The 22,434-nt window shown below is 62.3% G+C and carries 20 protein-coding genes and 4 pseudogenes; 11 read left to right on the top strand and 13 right to left on the bottom strand.

Features of this window, described 5'->3' with window-relative positions; translation table 11 throughout:
- Positions 1 to 13: 13 nt before the first annotated feature.
- The 8 genes from BG61_RS34295 to BG61_RS34260 are packed head-to-tail and all read right to left on the bottom strand — an operon-like array spanning position 14 to position 8,962.
- Positions 14 to 1,030: a UDP-glucuronic acid decarboxylase family protein gene (locus BG61_RS34295; protein ID WP_035942715.1), complete on the bottom strand. Its 1,017-nt coding sequence runs from the start codon at positions 1,028 to 1,030 to the stop codon at positions 14 to 16.
- A 17-nt stretch (positions 1,031 to 1,047) separates the two neighbouring features.
- Positions 1,048 to 2,007 (bottom strand): glycosyltransferase family 4 protein, encoded by a 960-nt coding sequence (locus BG61_RS34290; protein WP_035942714.1) that lies wholly within the window; start codon positions 2,005 to 2,007, stop codon positions 1,048 to 1,050.
- Positions 1,997 to 3,097, bottom strand: a complete 1,101-nt coding sequence (locus BG61_RS34285; protein ID WP_035942712.1) for a glycosyltransferase family 9 protein — start codon at positions 3,095 to 3,097, stop codon at positions 1,997 to 1,999. Before BG61_RS34285 ends, BG61_RS34290 begins: the two co-directional genes overlap by 11 nt.
- Positions 3,094 to 4,161 (bottom strand): glycosyltransferase family 2 protein, encoded by a 1,068-nt coding sequence (locus BG61_RS34280; protein ID WP_081868281.1) that lies wholly within the window; start codon positions 4,159 to 4,161, stop codon positions 3,094 to 3,096. Before BG61_RS34280 ends, BG61_RS34285 begins: the two co-directional genes overlap by 4 nt.
- The gene (locus BG61_RS34275) at positions 4,158 to 5,903 is read right to left on the bottom strand and encodes a carbamoyltransferase family protein (protein WP_035942708.1); all 1,746 of its coding nucleotides are present in this window, start codon (positions 5,901 to 5,903) and stop codon (positions 4,158 to 4,160) included. The genes BG61_RS34280 and BG61_RS34275 overlap by 4 nt, the downstream gene beginning before the upstream one ends.
- A 16-nt stretch (positions 5,904 to 5,919) precedes the next feature.
- Positions 5,920 to 7,083, bottom strand: coding sequence for a glycosyltransferase family 9 protein (locus BG61_RS34270; protein ID WP_035942707.1), 1,164 nt, complete (start codon positions 7,081 to 7,083; stop codon positions 5,920 to 5,922).
- On the bottom strand, positions 7,080 to 7,673 hold the full coding sequence (locus BG61_RS34265) for a D-glycero-alpha-D-manno-heptose-1,7-bisphosphate 7-phosphatase (protein WP_035942706.1): 594 nt from the start codon (positions 7,671 to 7,673) through the stop codon (positions 7,080 to 7,082). The genes BG61_RS34270 and BG61_RS34265 overlap by 4 nt, the downstream gene beginning before the upstream one ends.
- Positions 7,670 to 8,962, bottom strand: a complete 1,293-nt coding sequence (locus BG61_RS34260; RefSeq protein WP_035942705.1) for a glycosyltransferase — start codon at positions 8,960 to 8,962, stop codon at positions 7,670 to 7,672. The genes BG61_RS34265 and BG61_RS34260 overlap by 4 nt, the downstream gene beginning before the upstream one ends.
- A 465-nt stretch (positions 8,963 to 9,427) precedes the next feature.
- Here BG61_RS34260 and BG61_RS44760 point away from each other — a divergent pair, with 465 nt between their 5' ends.
- Positions 9,428 to 9,562 carry a hypothetical protein gene (locus BG61_RS44760; protein WP_267908618.1) on the top strand — a complete coding sequence of 45 codons (135 nt, stop codon included), beginning with the start codon at positions 9,428 to 9,430 and terminating at the stop codon, positions 9,560 to 9,562.
- A gap of 455 nt (positions 9,563 to 10,017) precedes the next feature.
- Here the strand turns inward: BG61_RS44760 and BG61_RS34255 are convergent, their stop codons facing one another.
- A complete protein-coding gene (locus tag BG61_RS34255; RefSeq protein ID WP_152565263.1) occupies positions 10,018 to 10,476 on the bottom strand; it encodes a hypothetical protein in 459 nt (152 codons plus the stop codon).
- A 491-nt stretch (positions 10,477 to 10,967) separates the two neighbouring features.
- Here BG61_RS34255 and BG61_RS43615 point away from each other — a divergent pair.
- From BG61_RS43615 to BG61_RS45105, 5 genes and pseudogenes are all read left to right on the top strand, one after another.
- Positions 10,968 to 11,096 (top strand): annotated as a pseudogene (locus tag BG61_RS43615) (DUF4142 domain-containing protein); the annotation flags it as partial.
- Positions 11,097 to 11,283: 187 nt separating this feature from the next.
- Positions 11,284 to 11,751, top strand: a complete 468-nt coding sequence (locus BG61_RS34245; protein WP_035942700.1) for a PRC-barrel domain-containing protein — start codon at positions 11,284 to 11,286, stop codon at positions 11,749 to 11,751.
- Between the two features lie 314 nt (positions 11,752 to 12,065).
- Positions 12,066 to 12,857, top strand: a complete 792-nt coding sequence (locus BG61_RS34240; RefSeq protein WP_081868280.1) for an OBAP family protein — start codon at positions 12,066 to 12,068, stop codon at positions 12,855 to 12,857.
- Positions 12,858 to 13,053: 196 nt separating this feature from the next.
- Positions 13,054 to 14,946 (top strand): RecQ family ATP-dependent DNA helicase, encoded by a 1,893-nt coding sequence (locus tag BG61_RS34235; protein WP_411776675.1) that lies wholly within the window; start codon positions 13,054 to 13,056, stop codon positions 14,944 to 14,946.
- Positions 14,947 to 15,077: 131 nt separating this feature from the next.
- A complete protein-coding gene (locus BG61_RS45105; RefSeq protein WP_075584291.1) occupies positions 15,078 to 15,407 on the top strand; it encodes a response regulator in 330 nt (109 codons plus the stop codon).
- A gap of 137 nt (positions 15,408 to 15,544) precedes the next feature.
- Here the strand turns inward: BG61_RS45105 and BG61_RS34230 are convergent, their stop codons facing one another.
- The 3 genes from BG61_RS34230 to BG61_RS34220 all read right to left on the bottom strand — a co-directional run bounded on the left by BG61_RS34230 (position 15,545) and on the right by BG61_RS34220 (position 18,471).
- Positions 15,545 to 16,411, bottom strand: coding sequence for a glycosyltransferase family 2 protein (locus tag BG61_RS34230; protein ID WP_063177192.1), 867 nt, complete (start codon positions 16,409 to 16,411; stop codon positions 15,545 to 15,547).
- Positions 16,412 to 16,636: 225 nt separating this feature from the next.
- The gene (locus BG61_RS34225; RefSeq protein WP_035942718.1) at positions 16,637 to 17,236 is read right to left on the bottom strand and encodes a hypothetical protein; all 600 of its coding nucleotides are present in this window, start codon (positions 17,234 to 17,236) and stop codon (positions 16,637 to 16,639) included.
- 65 nt (positions 17,237 to 17,301) lie between these two features.
- Positions 17,302 to 18,471 carry a zinc-dependent alcohol dehydrogenase gene (locus BG61_RS34220; protein WP_035942697.1) on the bottom strand — a complete coding sequence of 390 codons (1,170 nt, stop codon included), beginning with the start codon at positions 18,469 to 18,471 and terminating at the stop codon, positions 17,302 to 17,304.
- A 998-nt stretch (positions 18,472 to 19,469) separates the two neighbouring features.
- Between BG61_RS34220 and BG61_RS44365 the strand changes: the two are divergent.
- From BG61_RS44365 to BG61_RS45100, 4 genes and pseudogenes are all read left to right on the top strand, one after another.
- Positions 19,470 to 19,589, top strand: a pseudogene (locus BG61_RS44365) (NAD(P)-dependent oxidoreductase); the annotation flags it as partial.
- A gap of 147 nt (positions 19,590 to 19,736) precedes the next feature.
- Positions 19,737 to 19,904, top strand: a complete 168-nt coding sequence (locus BG61_RS43450) for a hypothetical protein (protein WP_169743333.1) — start codon at positions 19,737 to 19,739, stop codon at positions 19,902 to 19,904.
- Between the two features lie 174 nt (positions 19,905 to 20,078).
- Positions 20,079 to 20,618, top strand: coding sequence for a CinA family protein (locus tag BG61_RS34210; protein ID WP_051672993.1), 540 nt, complete (start codon positions 20,079 to 20,081; stop codon positions 20,616 to 20,618).
- A gap of 179 nt (positions 20,619 to 20,797) precedes the next feature.
- On the top strand, positions 20,798 to 21,301 hold the full coding sequence (locus BG61_RS45100) for a response regulator (RefSeq protein ID WP_081868279.1): 504 nt from the start codon (positions 20,798 to 20,800) through the stop codon (positions 21,299 to 21,301).
- A gap of 392 nt (positions 21,302 to 21,693) precedes the next feature.
- On the opposite strand, the pseudogene BG61_RS34200 reads toward BG61_RS45100, so the two are convergent.
- A pseudogene (locus tag BG61_RS34200) lies at positions 21,694 to 22,111 on the bottom strand (manganese catalase family protein); the annotation flags it as partial.
- Between BG61_RS34200 and BG61_RS40765 the strand changes: the two are divergent.
- A pseudogene (locus BG61_RS40765) lies at positions 22,109 to 22,340 on the top strand (glutathione-dependent formaldehyde dehydrogenase); the annotation flags it as partial. The pseudogenes BG61_RS34200 and BG61_RS40765 sit on opposite strands and share 3 nt — an antisense overlap.
- Between the last annotated feature and the right edge of the window lie 94 nt (positions 22,341 to 22,434).

Below are 22,434 nucleotides of genomic sequence, written 5' to 3'. Positions count from 1 at the left end.
CGCCGTATCGAAGTCAGGTCCGGCTAAACGCCGCATTGGCCGGTTCGGCGACCGCGGTGGGGGCGCTCGGTGCCGCCGACCCGAAGCGCTTCGCATGGAAATAACGGGCGGTGAGGAGCAAGCCCTCGTCGACCGCTGTAACCGGCTGCCAGCCGAGCACCTCCATCGCGCGCGCGATGCATGGCCGCCGATGCAGCGGATCATCAACCGGCAGCGGCTTGAATACGATCTCCGACGATGAGCCGGTCAACGCAATCACGCGCTGTGCCAGATCTAGCATCGACACTTCATCGGGGTTACCGAGATTGAGAGGGCCGGTTACATCATCCGGCGTTTCCATCAGGCGGATGAACGCATCAATCATGTCGTCGACATAACAGAACGAGCGCGTCTGTGAACCGTCGCCGTAGACCGTTATCGGCGCGCCCGCCAGTGCCTGCATCATGAAGTTCGACACCACCCGGCCGTCGCATGGATGCATGCGCGGGCCGTACGTATTGAAAATGCGAGCGATCTTGATCGACAGGCCGTGCTGCCTGCGATAGTCCATGAACAGCGTTTCCGCGCAGCGCTTGCCTTCGTCGTAGCACGAACGTGGGCCGATCGGGTTCACGTGTCCCCAGTACGATTCGGGCTGCGGATGAACGCGGGCGTCGCCGTACACTTCGCTCGTCGATGCCTGCAGGATCTTCGCCTTCACGCGCTTGGCAAGACCGAGCATGTTGATCGCCCCGTGCACGCTTGTCTTGGTGGTTTGCACCGGATCATACTGATAGTGCACGGGCGATGCGGGGCAGGCGAGGTTGTAGATCTCATCGACTTCCACGTAAAGCGGAAACGTCACATCGTGACGCATCAGTTCGAAATTCGCGGTGTCGAGCAAGTGAGCGATGTTGTCCTTGGTGCCCGTGTAGAAATTGTCGACGCAGAGCACGTCGTGCCCCTGCATGACGAGCCGCTCGCATAAATGCGAACCGAGAAATCCGGCGCCGCCCGTGACGAGAATACGCCTGCGAAAACCTTCCCTCATTTTGACTCCTCGCAGAACTAGCTGCACACCCGATACAGCGCGTCGTTCCAGTCATGGACGAAGCGCGCGATATTGAAGCGTTCCAGCGCTACACGCCGTGCGCCGTCCCCGAGACGCCGCGCTTCGGCAGGATCTCGTAGAAGCGTCGTCATCGCATCGACGAGCGCGTCGACGTTTGTATCTACGATGCCGCTCTCGCCGTTTCTGATGACGGTGGCGAGCTCGGTGGTGGCGAGTCCGACTATGGGCATGCCGATCGTCATTGCTTCGACGATCGCGAGGCCGAGGCTCGTCCAGCGAATCGGGTTGAAGAAGAACCGGTAGCGCGCGATGAACGCCGCGAGATCCAGATTGCCGATCTCGCCGATGCCGCCGGCGGCCCGGGCGTCCATGCCGACGAGATCAAGCGGCACGCGCCGGCTTACGTCCGCATAGACGTCAGAGCCGAGGCGCCGCCCGCGCTGTCGAAGGTGATTGATCACGACGATCCCGCGGTCCTTCTCGCCGCCATAGCGCACTCCGTCAGGCACGATGACGCCATGCTCGATAACGCACGACGGCGTTGGCCCGCTGTTCCACATCAGCCGGTTGAAGTGCGTGACGTGAACAAGCAGCGTGTGCGGATCGTCCACCCAGTGTCGCTGTTCGAACGCGTTCTCCTGCGGCGGGTCGTGTTCGATATAGACGGTCGGAAGCTGCCGTTGCGCTTCGCTCAACAAGTTAAGGCGGTCGTCGAACCAGTGGGTCTTGTGCTGGAATAGGACGACGTCGAATCCGTGCGCTGCGACGTCGCTCGCCGATACCTCATGCACGTTGTCGCCCCACGGCAGCACGCCGACCTTACCCGCATACCCAGGCGGGTGCCCGGGCTTCGTGACAATAAAGAAATCGTGCGGCGCTCGGGTCAGGTAGTACAGGTAGTTGCCGTGCACGTGCCAGGTCAGCACGCGCAGGCGGCGAGAGCGGTCATTTGCCATACGCTGATCCGAGCGGTTCGCGGTGCGAGTGAAGATTGAAGCGCGCAAGTTGCGCGCGTGCCGCCTCGATGACCTTGTCCACACCGATGGCGAGCGCACAAGGATGCCCGTATGGGCACTCGCGAAAGGCGCATGGGCGGCACGGCGGATAGTCCGCCAGCACTAGGTGCAGCGCCTGATCGAGCGGCGCCCAGCGGTGTGTGTCGCTGCCCGACGCGATCACCACGCTCGGCGAGCGTGTCGCTGCCGCAATATGCGAGACGCCCGTGTCGTTACATACCACGAGCCGCGCACGTCCGACAAGCGCCGCCAGCGCGCCGAGCGAGGTCTTGCCCGTGAGGTCGATCGCGCGATCGCCTAGCATCGCCGCGAGCCGCGCCGTCAACGCGGCTTCTCCTGGACTGCCGGTTATTGCGATCTGCCAGCCGTCTGCTTCGAGCGCGATCGCCGCGTGCGCGAATCGTTCAACCGGCCAGCGCCGCGACAGTAATTGCGCGCCGGCGTGCACCAGGATTAGCCGCGACGTATCAATTTCATACGCGTCGATCAGGGCTTCGCATTCGAGCAGGTCCGACGCGCGAAGCGGAATGTCGAGATCCAGATTGCTCGCTTCACTGCCAAGCGCTCGCATCAACGCGTCGTAGCGTGCCGGTTCCGGCAACCTCTCCGGCCACGGAATGAAGACGCCGCCGTGCTCCGCTTCTCCCGGCTGTATGAAACCCGCATTGAGGCGCGCGCCCCATCGTTCGACGATATCGTTCGCCACGCCGCCGCTGCCATGCAGCTGGATCGCTAGATCGAGGCGGCGAGTGCGCATTGCGTCGCAAAATGCGTCGAGGTGCTCGTCGGTTTCCGCTTGCTCCGGGAAGCCGATGGCGCCCGGAAACTCGATCAGCTCATCGAGCAGCGGAGCATAGCGATCGACGAAATTTCGCGCCCACGGCAACCCCACCAGCGCGATATGCGCGTGCGGACACGCGCGGCGCAATGCGCGCAGCGCGGGCACGCTGCACAGCATGTCGCCGAGTTGAAGCGCGCGAAAGATCGCAATGCGCTGCAAGTCCGCCAGCGACTCGGTGAGCGCATTCATAGGAACAAAGTGCGGAATTTCACCGCGCCGTAGAGCCGCCAGAACACGGAGAGAAACGGAATCAGCACGGAGGTGTACGCCATTTCGAGCACGTGCGAGAGAGTGCGCGCCGTCGTCGCGAGGCGTTTGGCGCAGAACCATGCGGTCAGAGCGAGCCAGCCGAGCGCAGCGATCGACGCGACGCCCGTGCGGCCGTTGCCAAGCGCATATAGACAGATCGCCGCCGCTGCAATGATCGCGTAGTAAAGGAGCGGCGGCATGCTGCGCAACCGTTGCCTGAAGAGCCGCGGGTATTTCTTGTAAAGCAGCGCGTCGAATTGGCTCTTCTTCTGCTGCGAAATGCTCACCCCCCAGCGCGCGGGCCGCACCGGATGCAGCACGACAGCATCCGCCGCGCGATCGATCCTATAGCCTGCCTGCATCAACGCGAACTGCAGGTCCGAATCTTCGCGCCACGCGGACGTAAACCGCTCGTCGAAGCCGCCAACACGCTCGAGCGCCGCACGCTCCACGAACGCGTTGGCCGTGGCGAACTCGGCTCGCGCAAGGCCGGCGGCATCGGTTTCGTAGTCGGTCGGACGATCGCGCAGCGGTACGACGATACGCCCCGACACCGCATTCGCTCCGGCTCCCAACGCTCGCAGGCCGGCCGAGAGCCAGTTCGTGTCGGGTAACGTGTCGTCGTCGGTGAACGCGATGCGCGGTGCGCGCGCCGCGCGCCAGCCCGCATTGCGTGCGCCGGCAGGTCCTTGCGTCGAGGTGACGGGCAGATAGCGAATACATGGCCCGTGTTGGGCGTGCACGCGCGCGAGATCCTCCACGCAAGCTCGCGTGGCGTCGTCCGGTCCGTCGTCGCATACGATGATTTCGTAGCGGGCGGGCGCGAGCGCCTGCGCGAGCACGGCGTCGAGGCAGCGCGCGAGCAGGGCGGGGCGGCGGTAGGTCGGGATCACGACCGACACATCGGCGATCTCGCCGCGCGGCTCCGGGGGTACGGCGCCGAGGTGCGCGGCGCCTGCGGACCCCTCGTCGAACATGTCGAAGTTGCCGACCACGGTGCTCATGCAGGTACCCCGCATTTTTCGACCAGGAACGAGCCAATGACGAGCGCATCGAGCGGTGACGTCCAGAACGACTCGAGCGCGTCCCGCGGTGAATTCACCATCGGTTCGCCGCGCGTATTGAATGACGTATTGACGAGCACCGGTACGCCCGTGCGCGCCTTGAACGCTGCAAGCAGATCGTAGTAGAGCGGATGCTGACTACGGTTGACGGTCTGCACGCGCGCGGTGCCGTCGACATGGCGCACCGCCGGAATCTGATTTTCCTTCCCCGGCCGCACGTCGAAGATGAACAGCATGAACGGAGCAACGTTCGCATCGACGAACCAGTCGGCCGCATATTCTTCCATCACGACGGGCGCCACCGGCCGGAAGTCCTCGCGGTCCTTGATCTCGTTGAGCTTCGCCTGCATGCCGGGATCGATCGGCGACGCGAGTATCGAGCGCGCCCCGAGCGCGCGGGGGCCAAACTCGGTGCGGCCCTGATACCACCCGATCACGCGGTTCTCCGCGAGAAGATCGGCGGTCTCGCTGGCGATATCGTTCAGCCGCCGATATGGCACCTTCGCCCACTTGAGGAACTGCTCGATTTCGTCGTCGGCGTAGCCGGGCCCAAGGTACGCATGGTTCATCGTCCAGCGGCACGGGGTCTCGCCCAGCTTGCGCCGTTCCCGGTAGTCGGTCCATAGCGCGGCGCCGAGCGCGGTGCCCGCGTCGCCGGCGGCGGGCTGCACCCAGACTTCGCTAAACGGTCCCTTGTCGCGCACGCGCGCGTTCATCACGCAGTTAAGCGCGACCCCACCGGCCATCGCGAGCCTATCGAGGCCCGTCTGCGTACGCAGCCAGCGGACGAGCTCCAGCACGGTCTCTTCGAGGACCACTTGCAGCGAATGCGCGATATCGAAGTGACGCTGTTCGAGCGGCCCGCCGCGCTCGCGCGGGGGACCGAAGCGCTCGACAAGACGCGGCGCGTCGACCGTATAAGTGCCCTCCTGCCGGTACTTCACGATCTCTCGGAACTGCCGCACGAAGACGGGCTTGCCATAAGAGGCGAGCGCCATCACCTTGTACTCGTCCGACGAATGAAGGAAACCCAGATAGCCGGTCACGGCCTCGTACAGCAGGCCAAGCGAATGAGGCAGTTCGACCTGCCTGAGCCGCTGGTACTCGCCTTCAACGAACTTCCCAAGGCTCGTCGTGACGCCTTCGCCGCGTCCGTCCATTGTGAGGACAGCCGTGTCCGTGAAAGGCGCCGCGAGAAACGCGCTTGCTTCGTGCGAAAGATGATGGTCGACGTAATGCCATTCGAAGCGTGGTGTCCGGCCGCCACTCTTGAAGCGCCTTTGCAGATGATGCGGCGCACCGTCGATCAGCTGCGCTCTCGCATTCACGATATAGCAGATGAAGAGCGGATCCCAGGGCGAATCGAACGGGTTTGTCAGCGCCTTCTCGTCTGGTTTAAGCGGCAGTTCGATCGTCGGGCGCGAGCCTGACGGCATCGCGGAAAGCATCCGCGGATCGTAGGAATACGCAACATGGTCGATATCGGCCAGTTCGATAGACGCTTCCTTCATGCAATAGTCGATCGCATCGAACGGAAGCTGCCATGTCGAGAAAGGAACAGGGCGCTTCGCGTGCTTGACGTGCGTGAACCGCTCGTCTTCCGCCGCCGCGATGACGACGCCGTCCTCGACCAGCGCTGCGGCGCTGTCGTGATAAACCGCGTTGATGCCGAGTGTGTACATGAATGGTTCCCGGGGGTCAGGGGGTCGCGAGCGGCGACGCTTCGAATTCTTCGACGACGCGCCGCTCGCCCAGAAGCTCGCAGGCGGCCGCGACGACCGCGTCGGCCGTGACGCCGTTAAGGCACGCGTGATGGCCTTCGGGGCAGACGCTGCGATAGCACCAGCGGCACGGCACGTCGTGATACAGCACGCGGTGCGGGGTTTGCCACGGCATGTGCTGCGGATTGGTGAGCGCGTAGATATCGACAACAGGCGTGCCGAGAGCGGAGGCGATATGCACCGGGCCGCTGTTGTTCGACACGAGCACGCCCGCGCCGCGAATCAGCGCGCCGAGTTCGCCCAATTCCAGCCGGCCCGCCAGGTCGATCACGTTCGGATGCGCGGCGCTCAGTTGCGCGGTGAGCGCGGCTTCGGCCTCACAGCCGGTCACGAGCACCGCATGGCCGGTGATTTCCGCGAGCCGCCTGGCGGCTTCGGCGAAGCGCTCGGACGGATAGCGCCGTGACGCGGCGCTCGCCCCCGGATGCATCATGAGGTAGGGGGACGCCACGTCGATGCCGCGCTGCGCTAGCTTGTTCGCGAGCGCGGCTTCGTCGCTTGGCCATACGGTGAAGCGCATCCGCGTATCCGCCGCCTGTGCGCTCACATGCTGGACAAGGGCAAGCTGCCGCTCGACCTCGTGTCGCGTGCCCTGCTGCGGTTCGGTTTCTGCGACCCAGTCGGTGAGCAAGTCGTAGGGATTTTCGCGGCAGTGCGCGAGCCGCTTGCGGATGCCCGCGAGATGACACAGCATGGCCGCGGGCAGCGGGCTCTGACTGTAGACGGTGAAGATCACAGCGGCGTCGAATGCGCCGGCGGCGAGGAGTTCGCACATCGCCATGTCGTTTTCCGGAATCGCGCGCTGGCCGGCCCACGGTGCCGCGTATTCGATCACGTCGTCGATTGCGTCGACGTGGCGTGCCGCCGCGGCTCCCGCACTCGAGGCGAGTAGCGTCAGGTGTCGACCGGGCCCGGCCGTGCGCAGCGCGTGCAACGCGGGGCTCGTCATCAGCACGTCGCCCAGATTATCAAGCCGGACACAAAGGATGCGCCGAATATCGTCGCCCCACACGCCCCCGCCTCGCACCGCCGGCGCGCGAGCGTGCGCGTCGATGGCGATCGGAATCGGCTGTGCCGTCATCGCACCACCTCGCGCCGGCGAGATGAGGCAAGCATCGCTTCTTTGATTACGTGTGCGGCCTGGCGCAGGTCGGCGGCTACCGCATGCGGCTCGCGCATCGGCCCGCGTTGCCACACTGTTTCGTTGCCGTTGTCGATCAGCACGGTGCGACATCCGGCTCGGCGGCCGGCCTCAACATCATCCAGGATGTCGCCGACAAACCAGCTTCGCTCGAGTGCGACGTCGTGTTCGCGCGCGGTGCGCAGCAGCATGCCGGGCGCGGGCTTGCGGCAGTCACATGCGCGGTTGTAAGGCGCAACGCGGCCTATGGGATGGTGCGGACACCAGTAGACACCGGCGAGCGTGGCGCCCGCGCAAGCCACGAGTTGACGCAGACGCAGCTCCACCGCGTCGAGTGAGGAGATATCGAACCGGCCGTGGGCGACGCCGCTCTGATTGCTGATCACAAAAAGCGGCGCATCGAGTTCGGCGAAAATCTCGAGCGCTTCTGTCGCGCCGGGCGCAAGGCGCATGGCGCGCGGATCGACGTTATACGGCACGTTTACTAGCAGCGTGCCATCCTTGTCGAGAAAGATCGCGGCGTCGCTCATGCAGAGGCGCCTCCGGTGGCGGCAGCCGGCGCCGCTTCCAAGCGCCCGGTGCTTGCGATGACCGGCACACCCGCCACGCGCGCATATACCGCGCTCAGCGATTCCGCAACACCGCCCCAGGTAAACATCGAGCGCGCACGCGAAAGGCCGGCGGCGCCCATGCGCTCGCCGAGCCGCGGCTCGCACATGAGCGTTGCCAGGCAATTTGCGACCGCACGTGGGTCCTTCGGCGGCACGAGCAATCCAGTCTCCCCATGCGCGACCGAATAGCGAATCCCGCCCACGTCCGCGCCGATCACCGGACGCGCGCACGCCATCGCCTCGAGCGGCGTAATGCCGAACGGCTCGTACCACGGAGTTGTAATAAAGACGTCCGCGGCGTTGTAGAAAAGTCTGAGACGAGAGCGTCCTCTGCGGCCAAGGAAGCTTATCCGATCCGCGACGTTACATTCGCGCGCGATCGCCGCTAGCCGTCCGATTTCCGGCGTGGCGGTCTCGTTTCCGTCGTCGGAATTGCCGCCGACCACGTAGAGATAGGCCTTTTCGTTATGCTGCCGCTCGCACTCGGCGATGCCGCGAACTATGCTTTCGATACCCTTGCGAGGCACCATTCGACCAAGCTGCAGAGCGATGAATCTGTTCAATGGCCAGCCGAGTTCGCGCCGGGCCACCGTCTTGTCCATTGGATAGAACTCGTCGGCATCGAATCCGCAGGGCACGAGATCGATGCGAGCGGAATCGGCGTTGTAGAGAGATACGAGATCGGTCACGTCGTTCGGGCACTCGGCGATCACAGAATCGGAGCGGCGCACGAGAGCGTCTTCGATATCGAAGCGCGCGTCAGGAAAGCCGTCGCTCGTTCCCTGATGAATGCGCCGCACACGCCCGAGCGCATGGAACGTCGTGACGAGCGGAAGGCCGAGCGCCTCTTTGACCCGCAGGCCGACCAGGCCCGACATGAAGAAGTTGGCATGCACGATGTCGTAGGACGTGACTTCACGCCGGAAGAAATCGATCACGAAGCGCGCGAAGTCCTCCATGAACGGAAGAAGTTGCTCTTTTGGCAGTTGGGTCGGCGGACCAGCCGGTACATTGATGACGCGCACGCCGTCGTACCGTGAGACTACTGGTAATAGCGACCGGTCGCGACGCGTGAATACGTCGACGCAATGTCCCTGCCGCACGAGTTGACGCGCCACGTGCGCCACATAGATATTCTGTCCGCCGCTGTCGACGCCGCCCGCGGCGGCGAGGGGCGAAGCATGTTCACTGATCAATGCGATCTTCACGTTGATGTCCCCGGTGGATACCTACTGGCGCGATGGGCGGGTGCTGCATCCGTAAAGCGCGTTCAGCATTCGTTGTGCCACCGTGGACGAAAGTTGCATTTCCGTTTGTTCGTTGCGATCCCAAAGCAATTTTCGTGTGACCGATGCGAAGCAGTAGCAGTGGCGCTTTTTACCCAGCGTTTTGTAGAAGACGGGTAACGAGGCTAGCGGCGCTTCGTCGCGCGGACCCCTTCACGCGATGAGCAAAACGTCGTCGGGCACAACGCGCCGTCTCGCGAGCGCCTAGGGCAGTGCGGCCAACATGGCTCGCGCATCGCTTAGCATTGAACCTTCGTGTCGCATGACATCGAGCGCATGACGCGTGGCGTGCCTTGCTTCGAGCAGGGGAAGGCGCATCCAGGCGACCCACGCAGCATTGCGTGCTAGCAGCCTGCGGCGCACGGCGCTGTCGCGCAACGCGGAAGGATGATGGTGGATCGCAACGTCGTCGGAATAGACGATCTTGCATTGGCTGGACAATACGTCGAGCGCGACAAGTTCTTCTTCACCGCCGACGAAAAGCCGGCGTTCGCGCGCGCTGAGTACTGCGACTGGGGGTGACGCGTCGGCAATTGCCGTGGCCCGCGTCAGCGCGCCGGGTCGCCACTAGATATCGTCGTCGCAGAAGGCGACGTATTCGGTCGTCACCCGTGTGACGCCAAGGTTGCCCCCAGCCGCGCCGAGGATGGCCGGGGGCGGTAACCGTATGAACGGTAGGGAAGCTCCGCGCGACGGGCTCGGCGGTTCCGCCGGTTGACGCATTATCAGGAACCACCGGGCGGGCGGTCGGGAAGTTAGAGTAGCCGCGCAATGATATTGAGGATTTGGGCGCCGCGATTGGACGTCAGCAAAGAAAATAGCGTCGTCGAGGTGCGGCGATACGACTGACATGGGAAGCGAGCTTTTTAAGATCTCCGGCATTGTCGTCGTTAGATCCCGCGCCGAAATGCAAAACGCGGGCCTGAGCCCGCGTTGTCTGGCAAAATCGGGAGCGCTGCCGGGTCGGCCGTCGTTTCTCAGTCGGCGAAATCTTCGTATGCGCGCGCACGCGAGCGGAGTAGTTCAAGCTCGCCGGTGGTGAATGAGCGCTGCTCTGCCTCGACCGCCTGCTGATAGGCCCGGCCCCCCGGCAAGCGATTCAACAGCGCACGAATTTCGCCGGACATCGTGAGATCGGCCGGCTCTAAAGAATACAACGCGAGCTTACGTTCGCCGCGTTCGTACATCAGGAGTGTGCAGGTCGCGAAGACGATAACAGTTAAAATTTCCTGCAATCCGAGCGTGGTCGCGTCGGGCAGCTCCCAAAACTCCAGCAGCACCACACCGATGATGCCGGCGACGGCGAGTGCAGCCGTCGCAACAAGGCTTTGGCGTATTTCTTTGACTAACCGTTCGTGGCTCTTCGCCAGTTGAACCCTGCTCGGTGCAACAAGCAAGGTGATGGATGCGCGATCGGAAAAATGGATAAATGCCACGGTGATTTTGGAGAAGTTGGTACGTTTTTCGCAAGACGTTCGTATAAACGCGTCGAGCGCGGAAAAGTTGACAGAAATAAATAGCGCCGGGTCGGCCAGAATTGGGAAAGGTAAAAACTACCGTTAAGTCTGTTCGCCGGTCACATGTTTTTTCGACGCTCTCCGACGTGAGGGCGTCGGAGATGTCGCCGAGATCGGGTCGACGCGTATCACCCGGCTAAAGCGTTTACCAGCGACAACCCGGCAAAGTTCAAACGCATCAGGTGGATAGAGTCGCGCGCGACGGACGCGTGGCATCGCTATTGCTGAAGGCGGAGCCCCTTTACTCGTTGCGAGCATGCCATGAACAGGAGAGTCATTATCCTATTGGCGGTGATCTCGCCACGCGCGTCTTCGGCGCAGTCCACACAGGCCGCAAGCTCGACAATGGCCGACGATCTGCCCGCCACCGACACGGAATTCGAGCAAGCGGCGTCGATGTCGGGTTCAAGGCGTTCAAGAAAAAAGCGGAGAGCGGACAGAACGCAGACCTAAAGAGGGCGGCTGAAAAGCCGCTGCCTGAAATTCAGGAACCTCTGAAGATGGCGCAAGACCTCGCCGCCAAAAAGGGCGTGCAGTAAAGGACGACAATTGCGGGCGAGCCCCTTGCGCACGACACCAGCGCGATACGTTTGGGCACAATCGTTGCGGCAATAGCGTGTAGGAAGCGGACGACCAAAGACGAGGGTCTTGCAATCGAACGCACCTGCAAAACGGTCGCGCAAAGCGTCCGAGTCCGAACGTGCAAATCCATTCCAGGAGGAAACTATGGCACCCGTTGACGTTACATCTCCGCGGTCGGGAGCGCAGGGTGGCGCTGGCATCGTCGGAAGCGGCGTGGGCGAAGGTCCGGGCCCCGACGTGATGGCGGCATCTTCACTGGATGACACTAAAGTCATCACCTCGGATGGCGAGGACGTCGGAAAAATTTCGGAAATCATGCTGGACGTGCGAAGCGGTCGGGTAGCGTATGCCGTTCTGTCTAGCGGTGGATTCCTCGGCATAGGAGATACTCTTCATGCAATTCCGTGGAACGCCTTAACGCTCGATACCGATGAGAAATGCTTTCGCGTCGACATCGCCGCGGAGCGCATCAAAGATGATCCCGGATTCGACAAGGATCATTGGCCGGCAATGGCCGATACGACATGGGGCTCCTCGCTCCACGAGTATTACAACCGCAAACCGTACTGGTCGACGGCGGACTACATAAGTCGGAAGGGAGGGGACCTCTAGCCGCACGCCTGGTCACCATCGAGGCGCACGCTGTGGGGCCACGCGGCCCTACACAGGAGGTTTGCTCTTGCACACGACGCGTGGGGTGCTTCTCGCACCTTATCGCACGAAAGTGCGGGCACGCTCGATGCGTTACGGTATTGCATCGTCGTATTTGGGAGCGCCGTCATGCCGTCCGATCCAGCTGTAAACGCCGGGGCCGATCCTTTTTATGATCCACGGGACCGGCCCGGTCCTTTGCCGAAAAGGTCCGCTGATGCCGAGCCGCTGACGCCCGTCTCCTTGTCGGCAAGAAAGCCCAACGAGGTAACCCGATGGTGAGAAATAATGCGTCGTGTGCTCACTGCCAGAAGGAGGACGGCCGTCTCACGCTTTTGATCGGCGTAGCGGCCGGTGCAGCCGCCACAGTCGGCCTCATGCTGGCAAGAAAGGCCTTTGCCATTGTAAGCGTCGGTGCACGGCATTCGCTGAAGCACCGCGTTCTCGATGTCGCAGCCGGTGCGGTGCAGCCGAAGTACCCGCTTGCCGCGATGAGCGCCTATCTCAACGGTTTTCACATGTACGCCGACGACATGGGCCGTCAGGTCGAGGCGACGCATTTCTGCATCCACTTGCGTCACGACCTTCACCAATGCGTGATCTTTGATTCGAACCGGCCGGATGCGCGGCTCATCGGCATCGAATACATCATCCCCGAGGAGCGATTCCTTCAGTTATCGGCGAACGAAAAGCAGCTCTGGCACAGCCACCATTACGAAGTGAAGTCGGGTCTGCTAATCGCGCCGGGCATTCCCGAGCTGGCAGAGCGAGCGTATTTCAAGGATCTTGTCACCACTTACGGAAAGACCTTTCACACGTGGCAGTACGATCGCGACGACTTTCCGTACGGCGCGCCGCAATTGATGATGGGGTTCACCCAGGATGGACAGATAAATCCGTCGCTGGTTGAGGCACGCGATCTCAAGCTCGGCATCTCGACCGAAGAGCGTCGCCATAAGCGCTATGACATTCCGATGCCTGATGTAGCGCCAGGGGCCAATGCGTGGGAGGACGGCCATGCCGTGCAGATCCGTATCGAGCAAGCGGAATTTAAGGGGCGCGTCTAACAAAATCGATTGATAGGACGCTGGGAGGTGGTGTCACTGCGCGGTTCGACGGCCTTCGATTCGGGATCGCGATCCGCACGGACCGGTATGGCCGTCGCGCCGCCTGCCAAGCGGATGTGCTTTCGCAGCGCGGAGGGCGGCTAAGCGAAGTCGGCTTCCCCATACAGCATCGACGTAAGAGTGTCTCCACTGGATTTTGTGCGCTCGAAGCACCCGTCGCAGATCGCAGCGTTCTAGTACTGAGCGCATTTGCGCCATCACGAGAGCCGCACCACAAGACCGAGTCATGAGCGAAAGCCGCAAGCCAAGCGCGCACACGCGCACGTCCCTGGACCACAAGCTCGAAGCCGCGCTTCGCAAGGTCTTTGGGTTTCCGCATTTTCGACCCGGTCAGGAAGAAGCCATCCGCAGTGTGCTCGACGGACGCGATACGCTCGCCATCATGCCAACGGGCGCGGGCAAATCGCTGTGCTACCAACTTCCGGCACTGCAATTCGACGGTATGACGGTCGTCGTGTCACCGCTCATTTCGCTGATGCACGATCAGGCGGACAAGCTTAGCGAAGCCGGCGTCGCTACCGCGGTCATCAACAGCACGCTAACCGCGACCGAAGAGCGCGAGGCGATACAAGCCGTCATGAGCGGAACGATCCGAATTCTGTTCGTCACGCCGGAACGGATCGTCAATGCGGACTTCGCGGCATCGCTCGCGGCTGCCAACGCGGTGGGGGTATCGCTCGTCGTGGTTGACGAGGCGCATTGCATCTCGCAATGGGGCCACGACTTCCGGCCAGCGTATGTCGAGCTGATCGATGCCGTCGAGGCGCTCGGCCGGCCGCCAGTGCTCGCGCTGACCGCGACCGCCACGCCTACCGTCAGCGCAGACATTGTGCGCGAGCTGCAGATGCGACGCCCCAACCACATCCACACAGGCGTCTACCGAAGAAATTTGTGTTTCGCAGTCGAGCAACTGACCAGTCCCGCCGAAAAGCGCTCGCGCGCAATCGAACTGGCGAGCACGACGCAAGGAAGCGGCATCGTCTATTGCGCGACCGTCTCGGAATGCGTGGCGTTGCATGAGGCGCTCGTCGCTGCGGGCGTCGTGGCCGAGCGGTACCACGGTAAGCTGTCCGCGCGCGCTCGTTCGAAATCGCAGGATGCGTTCATGGCGAGCCGAGCGCGCGTGATGGTGGCGACAAACGCGTTCGGCATGGGGATCGACAAGCCGGATATTCGCTTTGTCATCCATGCGCAGATGCCTGGCAGTCTGGACGCATACTATCAGGAGGCCGGGCGCGCGGGCCGTGACGGCGAGGCGGCCCGTTGCATCCTGTTGTTCGAACTGAAGGACAAGCACGTGCAGCAGTTCTTTTTAGGCGGGCGCTACCCGAGCGCGGAGACGATTCGCCGAGTCGCGGAAACCGTGCGCAACTTCGCGCGCGAGGGCAGGGGCGAGGTACTGGAAACACCGTTGAAGCGCCTGCGTGAAGCATTGCCGACCATCGGCGCGAACAAGCTGCGCGTGGCGGCGACGCTGCTCAACGACGTCGGCATTACGCGCCGTACGCGACGCGGCGGCATGATCGTCATCAAGGACGGTGCGGCCTTTGCGCGCCTCGATGATGCGGTGGACCAATTCGCGGCGCGCGCCGAGCGCGACCGCGCCGTCCTAGAGCGCATCATCAATTATGCGCAAAGCGCTCAATGCCGCTGGCATATGCTGCTCGATTACTTCGCCGACGATGCGAACGACGGGTACGCGCTCGCGCCTCGCGAAGAGGCCACGGTGGAGTACCGCATGCCGGAAGACGAGCTCGAAGGCAAGACATGCGGCATTTGCGACAATTGCCTGCACCCGCCGGCAGTGACGGAAAGTCCCCGAGAACTGCGCGAGCAGGTGCGCGCCGAAGCGGGAAAAGAGAGACCGAAGCGGCCCGCCAACACCTTCAAGCAGGGCGACTTCGTGCGCGTGCGTCGCTATGGCGTGGGGCAGGTGCAGCTCGTAAGCGGCGAGCGTGTAGCGGTGCGCTTTCACGATGATACGACGCGCGTTTTTGTCGCCCGCTATGTGAGGCACGCTCGGCAGTAAGCCGCGGCCCGCATAGGAAAAAGAACTTGCGTGCGGGGGCGATCACTCGTTCGTCAGGTCCCATATCGTCCCAACGAGCAATTGGAGTGGTCGTTGCTGTCAGCTAATGCACCGTAAAAGCACCGGTGACCATGAGCATCATCCTGCTGGTTGACGACGAGCGCAACATCATGGCCGTCCTTGAGTTGCTTCTCGTTGCTGAGGGATATCGGGTGATAGCGACCAGGAACGGTGCAGAGGCGATCGGAGCGGCATCGGTTTATCCTCCGCAGCTCTTCATTTCCGATTGGATGATGCCAGTCTTGGACGGTGCGCGACTTTGTCGCTGCTTCCACAGCACCCTCATCGTTGAAAGAAATTCCGTTTGTGACTCATGTCAGCTGCGGTGCCGCCTGCCGAGTTGTCCGGCAGGGCGTTTTCGCGAAAGCCGTTCGACCCGGCATACCTGTTCACGATCGTGAAGCAACATGTCCGACGCCAAGCCTGATGGATGCAATTTCCTCGGCTTCGCGCGCAGGGTTTGGCAAGGCGAAGTTATGACGAATGCCGGTTTGCGACCTCCTTGCTTCACGTAGAAGAGCAGAACGCAACGCGTGACCTAAACCGCCCTTCCGGCTTTTGCATGAACGATCGCGCGCATGCGGCGCACATCGTCGGAGATCACGCGCCGATGTGCGAACGTCCACGGAAAGCCGGCCAGCATTGCGCTCGCGTCGCGCAGGAGCACCCCTTCCGCGTGCATTATGGCGAGCGCACGGCGCGTCACGACCGAAGCTTCGGCGGCCGGAAGGCGAAGCCATGCCGTCCAGGCAGCATTGCGCGCGAGTAGACGCCGGCGCAACGCGCTGTCGCGCAGCGCGGAAGGATAGTGGTGCAATACGACGTCGTCCGCGTAAACGATCATGAGACCACGGGCAAGCACATCGAGAGCTACGAGTTCTTCCTCACCCCCAATGAAAAGCCGCGGCTCAAATCCACCGACTTGCCTGAACACCGTGACGCGAAACACACTCGCGCCGGCTAAAAATCCGATCACTGCCGGTCCAGGAAGACCGCCATCACCGAGCGGGCTCGCTCGCATTACCTCGCAGGTTGGGTCGAGCACCTCCGCCTCGCCGACGACAATACGCGCAGCCAGCACGGCGACACGCGGAAACGCGTCAAGGATGGCGACGGCGCGTGTCAACGCACCGGCTCTCCACCACATGTCGTCGTCGCAGAAGGCCACGTATTCCGTTGTTACAGCGTCGACACCGAGATTGCGGCCGGCCGCTCCTAGATTTTTTCGTGCGCGTATCAATTTCACGCATGGATAACGCCGCGCAATCCGGTCCGCGGTGCCGTCCGTTGACGCGTTATCAACGACCACGACCGGCGGACGATCGGGAAGCGCGAGAAGCGTGGCGAGCGTCGCGAGAGCCTGCTCGACCCGATTGTGCGTCAGCAAGACCACGGATATCCGCATCGGCTTCTCCGGTGGCAGACTCATGAGAGCGTGAATGCCGCGGACCTCAAACGTGAGGCACGCTGCTGGCTTCTATTTCCTTCGACAAATTTCGCGGGTACAGACGCCCGCAATCAACAATTGGCACGGCCCCGGCAGTTGCCGCGGATTAAGATCGTTACAGTCTCATTTATCGCGCATCGCCTTCGCGAAGTCGGACGGGGCGCGTGTCCGCCACCCTGGTGTTCAGACCGCGCTCTCTGGCGCGACTTCCCTGCTGCGTGTGTATGGCTGTAGCGCCTCAGGGGTTCGCATATCGCGCGGGACGTTGAAGTTTGCCAGTGCCGCGCCGCGCATCTCACTTGGCGTACGAGGAAAGCCGCTACGACTCCCATAGTCACGGACCGACGCGCCACGAGCCTCGTGGGATGCTTGCTTCAGGCGAAATTGTTGCGCGGCGTATAGATCCAACACTGTGAGACCCATCACATTGACAGCGGCGCGCATCACACGGCTCTGATCTCGTACGACGGTGGTATTCGCAGATGCGGCGAGCGTCGTCAGATCGAGCACGTCGCCGCCGACGCGCGCCCAGAGAAACGGCTTCGCGTTGCGGGACGCGAGAATACCGATCCCGCATACCAGTTCGCGCAGACCATAAAGGCGCACTAGCCCAGCGCTGTCGTTCGTTCCCACTGCACGCGCAATTTTGCGTGGTGCGATCAATTCCGCGACGCCAAGTGCGAGGCTGAACCAACCTAGCCCGCGGGTCACTGACTCCGCCCGCAGCACGCCTTTCGAGGCTTCAACGCCGCTTTTCCGATTTGCATTGGAAAGAGATTTCATCGAGAGCACCTTCAAAAAAGTTGTTCGAGCGCGCGACTCGGCATATTTCGTCGCCCTTCCGGTCGTCAGGGCTTCAGGACGACCTTGATGCAGCCATCTTCCTTGTCGCGGAAGGTCTTGTACATGCCGGGCCCCTCCGACAGCGGCACGGTATGCGTGATCACGAAGGACGGATCGATTTGCCCTTCCTGGATGCGACGCAACAGATCGTCGGTCCAGCGATTGACGTGAGTCTGGCCCATGCGCCATGTCAGTCCTTTGTTCATGGACGCACCGAACGGAATCTTGTCGATGAGACCGCCATATACGCCGGGTACGGAAAGCGTCCCAGCCGGACGGCACACGTAAATCATCTCGCGCAACACATGCGGGCGATCTGTTTCCAGCATCACCGCCTGCTTCGCGCGATCGTAGATCGAATCGAGGGAACGCGTCGCGTGGGATTCCATGCCCACCGCGTCGATGCACTTTTGCGGGCCCTTGCCATCGGTCAGTTCGCTCAGGCGGCCCAGAACGCTCTCTTGCTGGAAGTCGATCGTAACGGCACCGCCCGCACGCGCCATCACGAGGCGCTCGGGCACGCAGTCAATCACGATCACCTGTTTCGCGCCAAGCAGCACGGCGCTGCGGATCGCCATCTGTCCGACCGGCCCGGCGCCCCAAATCGCTACGATATCCGTCGGCTCGATATCGCATTGCACCGCCGCTTGCCAGCCGGTCGGGAAGATGTCGCCGAGAAAAAGCACCTGTTCATCGGTGAGTCCTTCGGGAATCTTTACGTGCGTTTTGTCCGCGTACGGCACGCGCACGTATTCCGCCTGACCTCCCGGGTAGCCGCCCGTCAAATGCGTATAGCCGAAGAGGCCTGCGGTAGTATGGCCGAACAATTTGGCCGCCGCGTTCATGTTGCGATTGCTGCGTTCGCAGACCGAGAAGTTGCCGCGTTTGCACTGATCGCACTCGCCGCAAATGATGGTGAAGGGAACGACCACACGGTCCCCGATCTTGAGCGCGGTATTGGCACTGCCTACTTCCACGACTTCGCCCATGAACTCGTGGCCCATAATGTCCCCGGATTTCATGCCGGGCATGAAGCCGTCGAAAAGATGCAGGTCCGAGCCGCAGATCGCACAGGAACTCACCTTGATGATCGCGTCGCGCGGATGTTCGATCGTAGGATCTGGCACCGTGTCGTATCGAATGTCCTTCTTTCCATGCCATCTAAGCGCTTTCACATTTCCTCCGGGAATTGCCGCTCGCGAATGTGTCGTCGGCAGCCAAAAATCGCGGCGCGGCCTCGGACGGCGCAATCGGATTAGCAATGAATGTTCCGCGAGCGAGCTTCCGTGCCTCGTTTTCGTCCGTCGCGCGACTGGGTCGTTGGTTTGCCGACAAACGATGTGCTATTAACGTCAGAAATGGCCGCTCACTTTCTGGCGCGCTGCGACGACCGTACCTTTATTCGAAAGTGCTAACGCGTCACACCCATAGCAACTTCATGGCCGCCGCTGCAATCGCGGGCTCCTGGGCGAGAATCTCGACGATCGTCTCATGCGCGAGGATCTTTGTAATTCCTTACATCCTTTCGCCCGGGTCGCTTTAGCGCCAACTTAGGTCGGTCGCGATAGTCAGGGCGTTGCCATCTTTGCCGATAGGGCGCCAACGCACAGTCCCGACCATAGCGCCAGCTGGGCCTTCGCCGTGCGGGCGGATGGAAGAGATCGCGTGCGTGGATGTATAACGAAACCCCGCTTCGGTCCCACGATTTCGCAGCGTTTTTCCCAGGGCCTGAATTTTCAGGGTTTTGCCTGCTGCGACCCAATTGCTTCACCCACTCAGGGTAGAGTTCAGTACCCGCTGCCCACTTACGGTCGCGACCGAACCTACGCCGGCGAGGTTCGACCCGAGACAAGACAGGGACCAAACCCGACGTCGATGACGAGTACCTTTAAGATCATAGTGACGATCGAGGGCATCGAACCGGCGATTCGTGTCGCGGCCAGGCAAGGTCGTCGAGTTGAAATGGCCGACGAAGGGTGTAACTTCGACCGACCTTCGGTCGGGGACGCCGCGCCCGTCGCGGTCGGCCGTACTCGCCGAGATCCACTTCGGTCTATGTCACGGGAAGCGACCATCACTTGGCTGGAACCGAACGTGTCGTCTCCAATGAGAGGGTCTGCAGTCCGCAGGCTCACGGCGAATGTTGTACCAAGTCTGGCGACTGCTCGCCGGGAGCTACCGGGGCAGCAGGCGTCTTGCCGGCAAGGCCGCGCTGATCATGGGCGGGGACAGCGGCATCGCGCGCAAGGTGGCGATCGCTTATGCGCGCGAGGGCGCGGACATCGCGATCTCTGAACCCGCAGCCGGACCACGGCGAGGAGCTGAGCTGTGTCGCCGCGGTCGCCAACCTGGTCTGCCACCAACTTTTGGGAACGAGGCTTGCTGCCTCGGGAAGGGCATCCCCTGTCTTGCCCGCCCTGTCGTCAGCTAGGAGAACATCATGGCTCAAGAACCGCCCCTCAAGCCCGGCGACGAAGCCGCGCCCGACACGCCTGGCACTGGCGAGGACTTATGCCCCGCGTGCAACGGTGCGGGCACGACAGATGGCGAGCAATGCGCCATATGCGGCGGCACCGGCAAGGTGATCCAGGGCGTCGGCGGAGGCTGACGCGCGCCGGGCTCGTTCGAGGTGGGCTTGTCGGCGCCGAAGCAGGCCGTGGTCGTGCCTCGCATCGCGTCTCGGTGCCAATTAGAAACGTTCTATGAACTAGCTCCTGAGCGCCGTTGGCTCGGCGCGAAACACCTTCCAAAGTGCGTGGCGTCGTCGTTGGGGGCGCATGCGGTGAGCATTCCACGCCATATCGTTGGCTTTCTCGCCTCGAGAGGGCTCAAGCTTGCCACGGCCGAGTCTTGTACTGCCGGGCTGATAGCGTCCGTGCTCGCGGAGGTACCAGGAAGCGGTAGCTGTTTGGATGTCGGATTCGTTACGTATTCCCCGTCGGGGAAGGCCGGTTTTCTCGGTGTGCGGCAGGAAACTATGGATCGCTTCGGCCTGACCAGCGAGGAAGTCGCGCGCGAGATGGCGGAAGGCGCGCTGGCACAGGAAGCGTGCGCGGTGGACATCGCAGTCGCGAACACCGGTGTTGCGGACCGATCGCCCGCCGGAGGACCGCCGCCGGGCACACAGTGCTTCGCATGGAGTTTGAGAGGTCGCGACGGTAGGGTAGTGACGGCTAGCGAGACCAGGATTTTCACCGGCAGCCGAAACGACATTAGGTATGCCGCAGCACTGTATGCGCTATCGCGCATCCCGGCACTTTTCGATTCGATGAGGATGGCGACAGCCTGTGCGACGAGCGGCCATGAGCACAATTCTCGCTGACATGGTGCGCGGCGACTGCCAGCCGTGCGTGATCCGCGAACGCGAGTGCAGCGCTCTTCCACGCGTCGCTTTTGCGCCGTCTATCGGCACCCCGGACTTCCGGAGCGCCGTCGTTGGATGAGGGTTCAGTCGATGCGTTCATTGCTATCGGCGACCAATCGGCGCCTGTTCGCTAGGTTGTGTTGTTCGACCCGCGGGAATGGAGCCTTCTCGTTCTCGGCCGGGCAGCGACCGTGCTAGCGGCGGCACTTAATCGTCGAAGCATCCCATGCCGGACACCGGAGGAACACGTGGTTTCTGTTCTGTTGGTCGATGACGGCACGGCCGCTCTTGGTAGTCTGGCCCTGCTTGTTGCTGCGCACGGGCACCTCGTAAATATGGCGATTAATGGGATGGACGTCTTGCGACGGGTGCGGACTAACCGCCCAGACGTTGTGGTGGCGGACTGTGAGATGCCCGTAATGGACGGCGTCGACCTTACGCGTGAGATGCAGGCAGACCCGGAACTGGCGCGAGTTCCGGTGGTGCTTTTGTTGGCCGGCGCAGGCCGACGTCGAGTTCGAGTTTTTGCTGTGTTGAGGAAGCCTTTCGCGCCAACGAAGCTTCTAGAGCTGATCAAACGGATCGACAGGCGCAATCCGAAACTACTCGCAGCATTGGGCAGAGGACGCGCGACGCGATGATGTCACCCCGCATGCGCGTTTCGCGTCGCCGTAAGGGTTATGACGAAATCAACGGCTATCGCGAGTTCTGAGTACGCGATAGCTTTTGATCAAATGTCCAACTTATGGCGAGTGTCAGCAGCGCAAGCCGGCCGGTCTCCCGTTCAGAGGCGAAGCTTGGCACTGCCACAGGTGCCGAGGCCCCGGCCATGCAAAATGCGATGTGCTGCGGACTACACCGATGGCGTTAGGCCGCCCCCCAGAAAACGTGCGGCAGCCCTTCTTGAGTCATCAAAAGTCACGTACAACTTCCAGCGAGAAGCGATTAGGTATCGCGCCGAGGGCCGGACAGGCTCACGACGTGCAATCCATGCGCGACGGTCCGCTCGACGACCGGCGGGCCCGCCACGGCTTTACACAGCCTGCCCAGAACCGAGATCGGCCCCGGTCTTCGGGTCGGCACTGATGTCCGACGCGGTCCGCGCGGCCATGGCTTGCAGAACTTCCACGTCCGCACCTGAAACCGTGACGGTGACCAGACCGTCGCCGCCGCCCACGGCCGGTTGGGGATCCTCTATAAATTCCCAGTCACCGTCTGAGTTCCACGGCCCGCGATCGTCCTCGCCCTGCGACATGTTGTAATAAGCGCTTGTAAATTCGGGCATGCCGTTAAGCTTGCCTTGGGGGAAATTCGGCTGAATCGAGTGCAGGTGCCTTCTCGAACGATTTTTGATGGGCGATTTCGCGCGTCATCAGGAAGCCCAGTGCTTCCTTGATTCCCGGGTCATCCGTTACGTTGATAAGCCGTTCATAGCCGATCTTTGCGCGTGCCGCGAGATGATCTATGTGTGCCGGCCTGCCGGAACGCTTTCGGTACCCGGCGTGTATGGCGGGCTCATCGACAAGATTCCGTTCGGGGCGGCGATGAACAAAGGACTCACATGGCGAATGGGTCAGACTCACGTCAACCGCTGGACCGACGACCCTGTTGCGACGAATTCAGGAAGGGCAGATCGACCCGTCTTTCGTGATCACGCACACGGTGCCGCTCCCCGCCGGCCGTTGTCAGTCTTGACGCACCGCGGGAGCACGATATTTGCTGCAGGGTAGCACCACGAAGTCATCAGCCTCAGGAGGCAAACATGGCGCAAGGG

The sequence above is a fragment of the Caballeronia glathei genome (assembly GCF_000698595.1).
GTDB classification, from domain to species: Bacteria; Pseudomonadota; Gammaproteobacteria; order Burkholderiales; family Burkholderiaceae; genus Caballeronia; species Caballeronia glathei.
This window is presented reverse-complemented; position numbering and strand designations above follow the sequence as displayed.

What these genes read in the sequence shown, in the direction of transcription:
- BG61_RS34295 (WP_035942715.1), bottom strand. Translation starts at nt 1,030, where the DNA reads ATGAGGGAAGGTTTTCGCAGGCGTATTCTCGTCACGGGCGGCGCCGGA.
- BG61_RS34290 (WP_035942714.1), bottom strand. Translation starts at nt 2,007, where the DNA reads ATGGCAAATGACCGCTCTCGCCGCCTGCGCGTGCTGACCTGGCACGTG.
- BG61_RS34285 (WP_035942712.1), bottom strand. Translation starts at nt 3,097, where the DNA reads ATGAATGCGCTCACCGAGTCGCTGGCGGACTTGCAGCGCATTGCGATC.
- BG61_RS34280 (WP_081868281.1), bottom strand. Translation starts at nt 4,161, where the DNA reads ATGAGCACCGTGGTCGGCAACTTCGACATGTTCGACGAGGGGTCCGCA.
- BG61_RS34275 (WP_035942708.1), bottom strand. Translation starts at nt 5,903, where the DNA reads ATGTACACACTCGGCATCAACGCGGTTTATCACGACAGCGCCGCAGCG.
- BG61_RS34270 (WP_035942707.1), bottom strand. Translation starts at nt 7,083, where the DNA reads ATGACGGCACAGCCGATTCCGATCGCCATCGACGCGCACGCTCGCGCG.
- BG61_RS34265 (WP_035942706.1), bottom strand. Translation starts at nt 7,673, where the DNA reads ATGAGCGACGCCGCGATCTTTCTCGACAAGGATGGCACGCTGCTAGTA.
- BG61_RS44760 (WP_267908618.1), top strand. Translation starts at nt 9,428, where the DNA reads ATGATGGTGGATCGCAACGTCGTCGGAATAGACGATCTTGCATTGGCT.
- BG61_RS34245 (WP_035942700.1), top strand. Translation starts at nt 11,284, where the DNA reads ATGGCACCCGTTGACGTTACATCTCCGCGGTCGGGAGCGCAGGGTGGC.
- BG61_RS34240 (WP_081868280.1), top strand. Translation starts at nt 12,066, where the DNA reads ATGGTGAGAAATAATGCGTCGTGTGCTCACTGCCAGAAGGAGGACGGC.
- BG61_RS45105 (WP_075584291.1), top strand. Translation starts at nt 15,078, where the DNA reads ATGAGCATCATCCTGCTGGTTGACGACGAGCGCAACATCATGGCCGTC.
- BG61_RS34230 (WP_063177192.1), bottom strand. Translation starts at nt 16,411, where the DNA reads ATGCGGATATCCGTGGTCTTGCTGACGCACAATCGGGTCGAGCAGGCT.
- BG61_RS34225 (WP_035942718.1), bottom strand. Translation starts at nt 17,236, where the DNA reads ATGAAATCTCTTTCCAATGCAAATCGGAAAAGCGGCGTTGAAGCCTCG.
- BG61_RS43450 (WP_169743333.1), top strand. Translation starts at nt 19,737, where the DNA reads ATGGCTCAAGAACCGCCCCTCAAGCCCGGCGACGAAGCCGCGCCCGAC.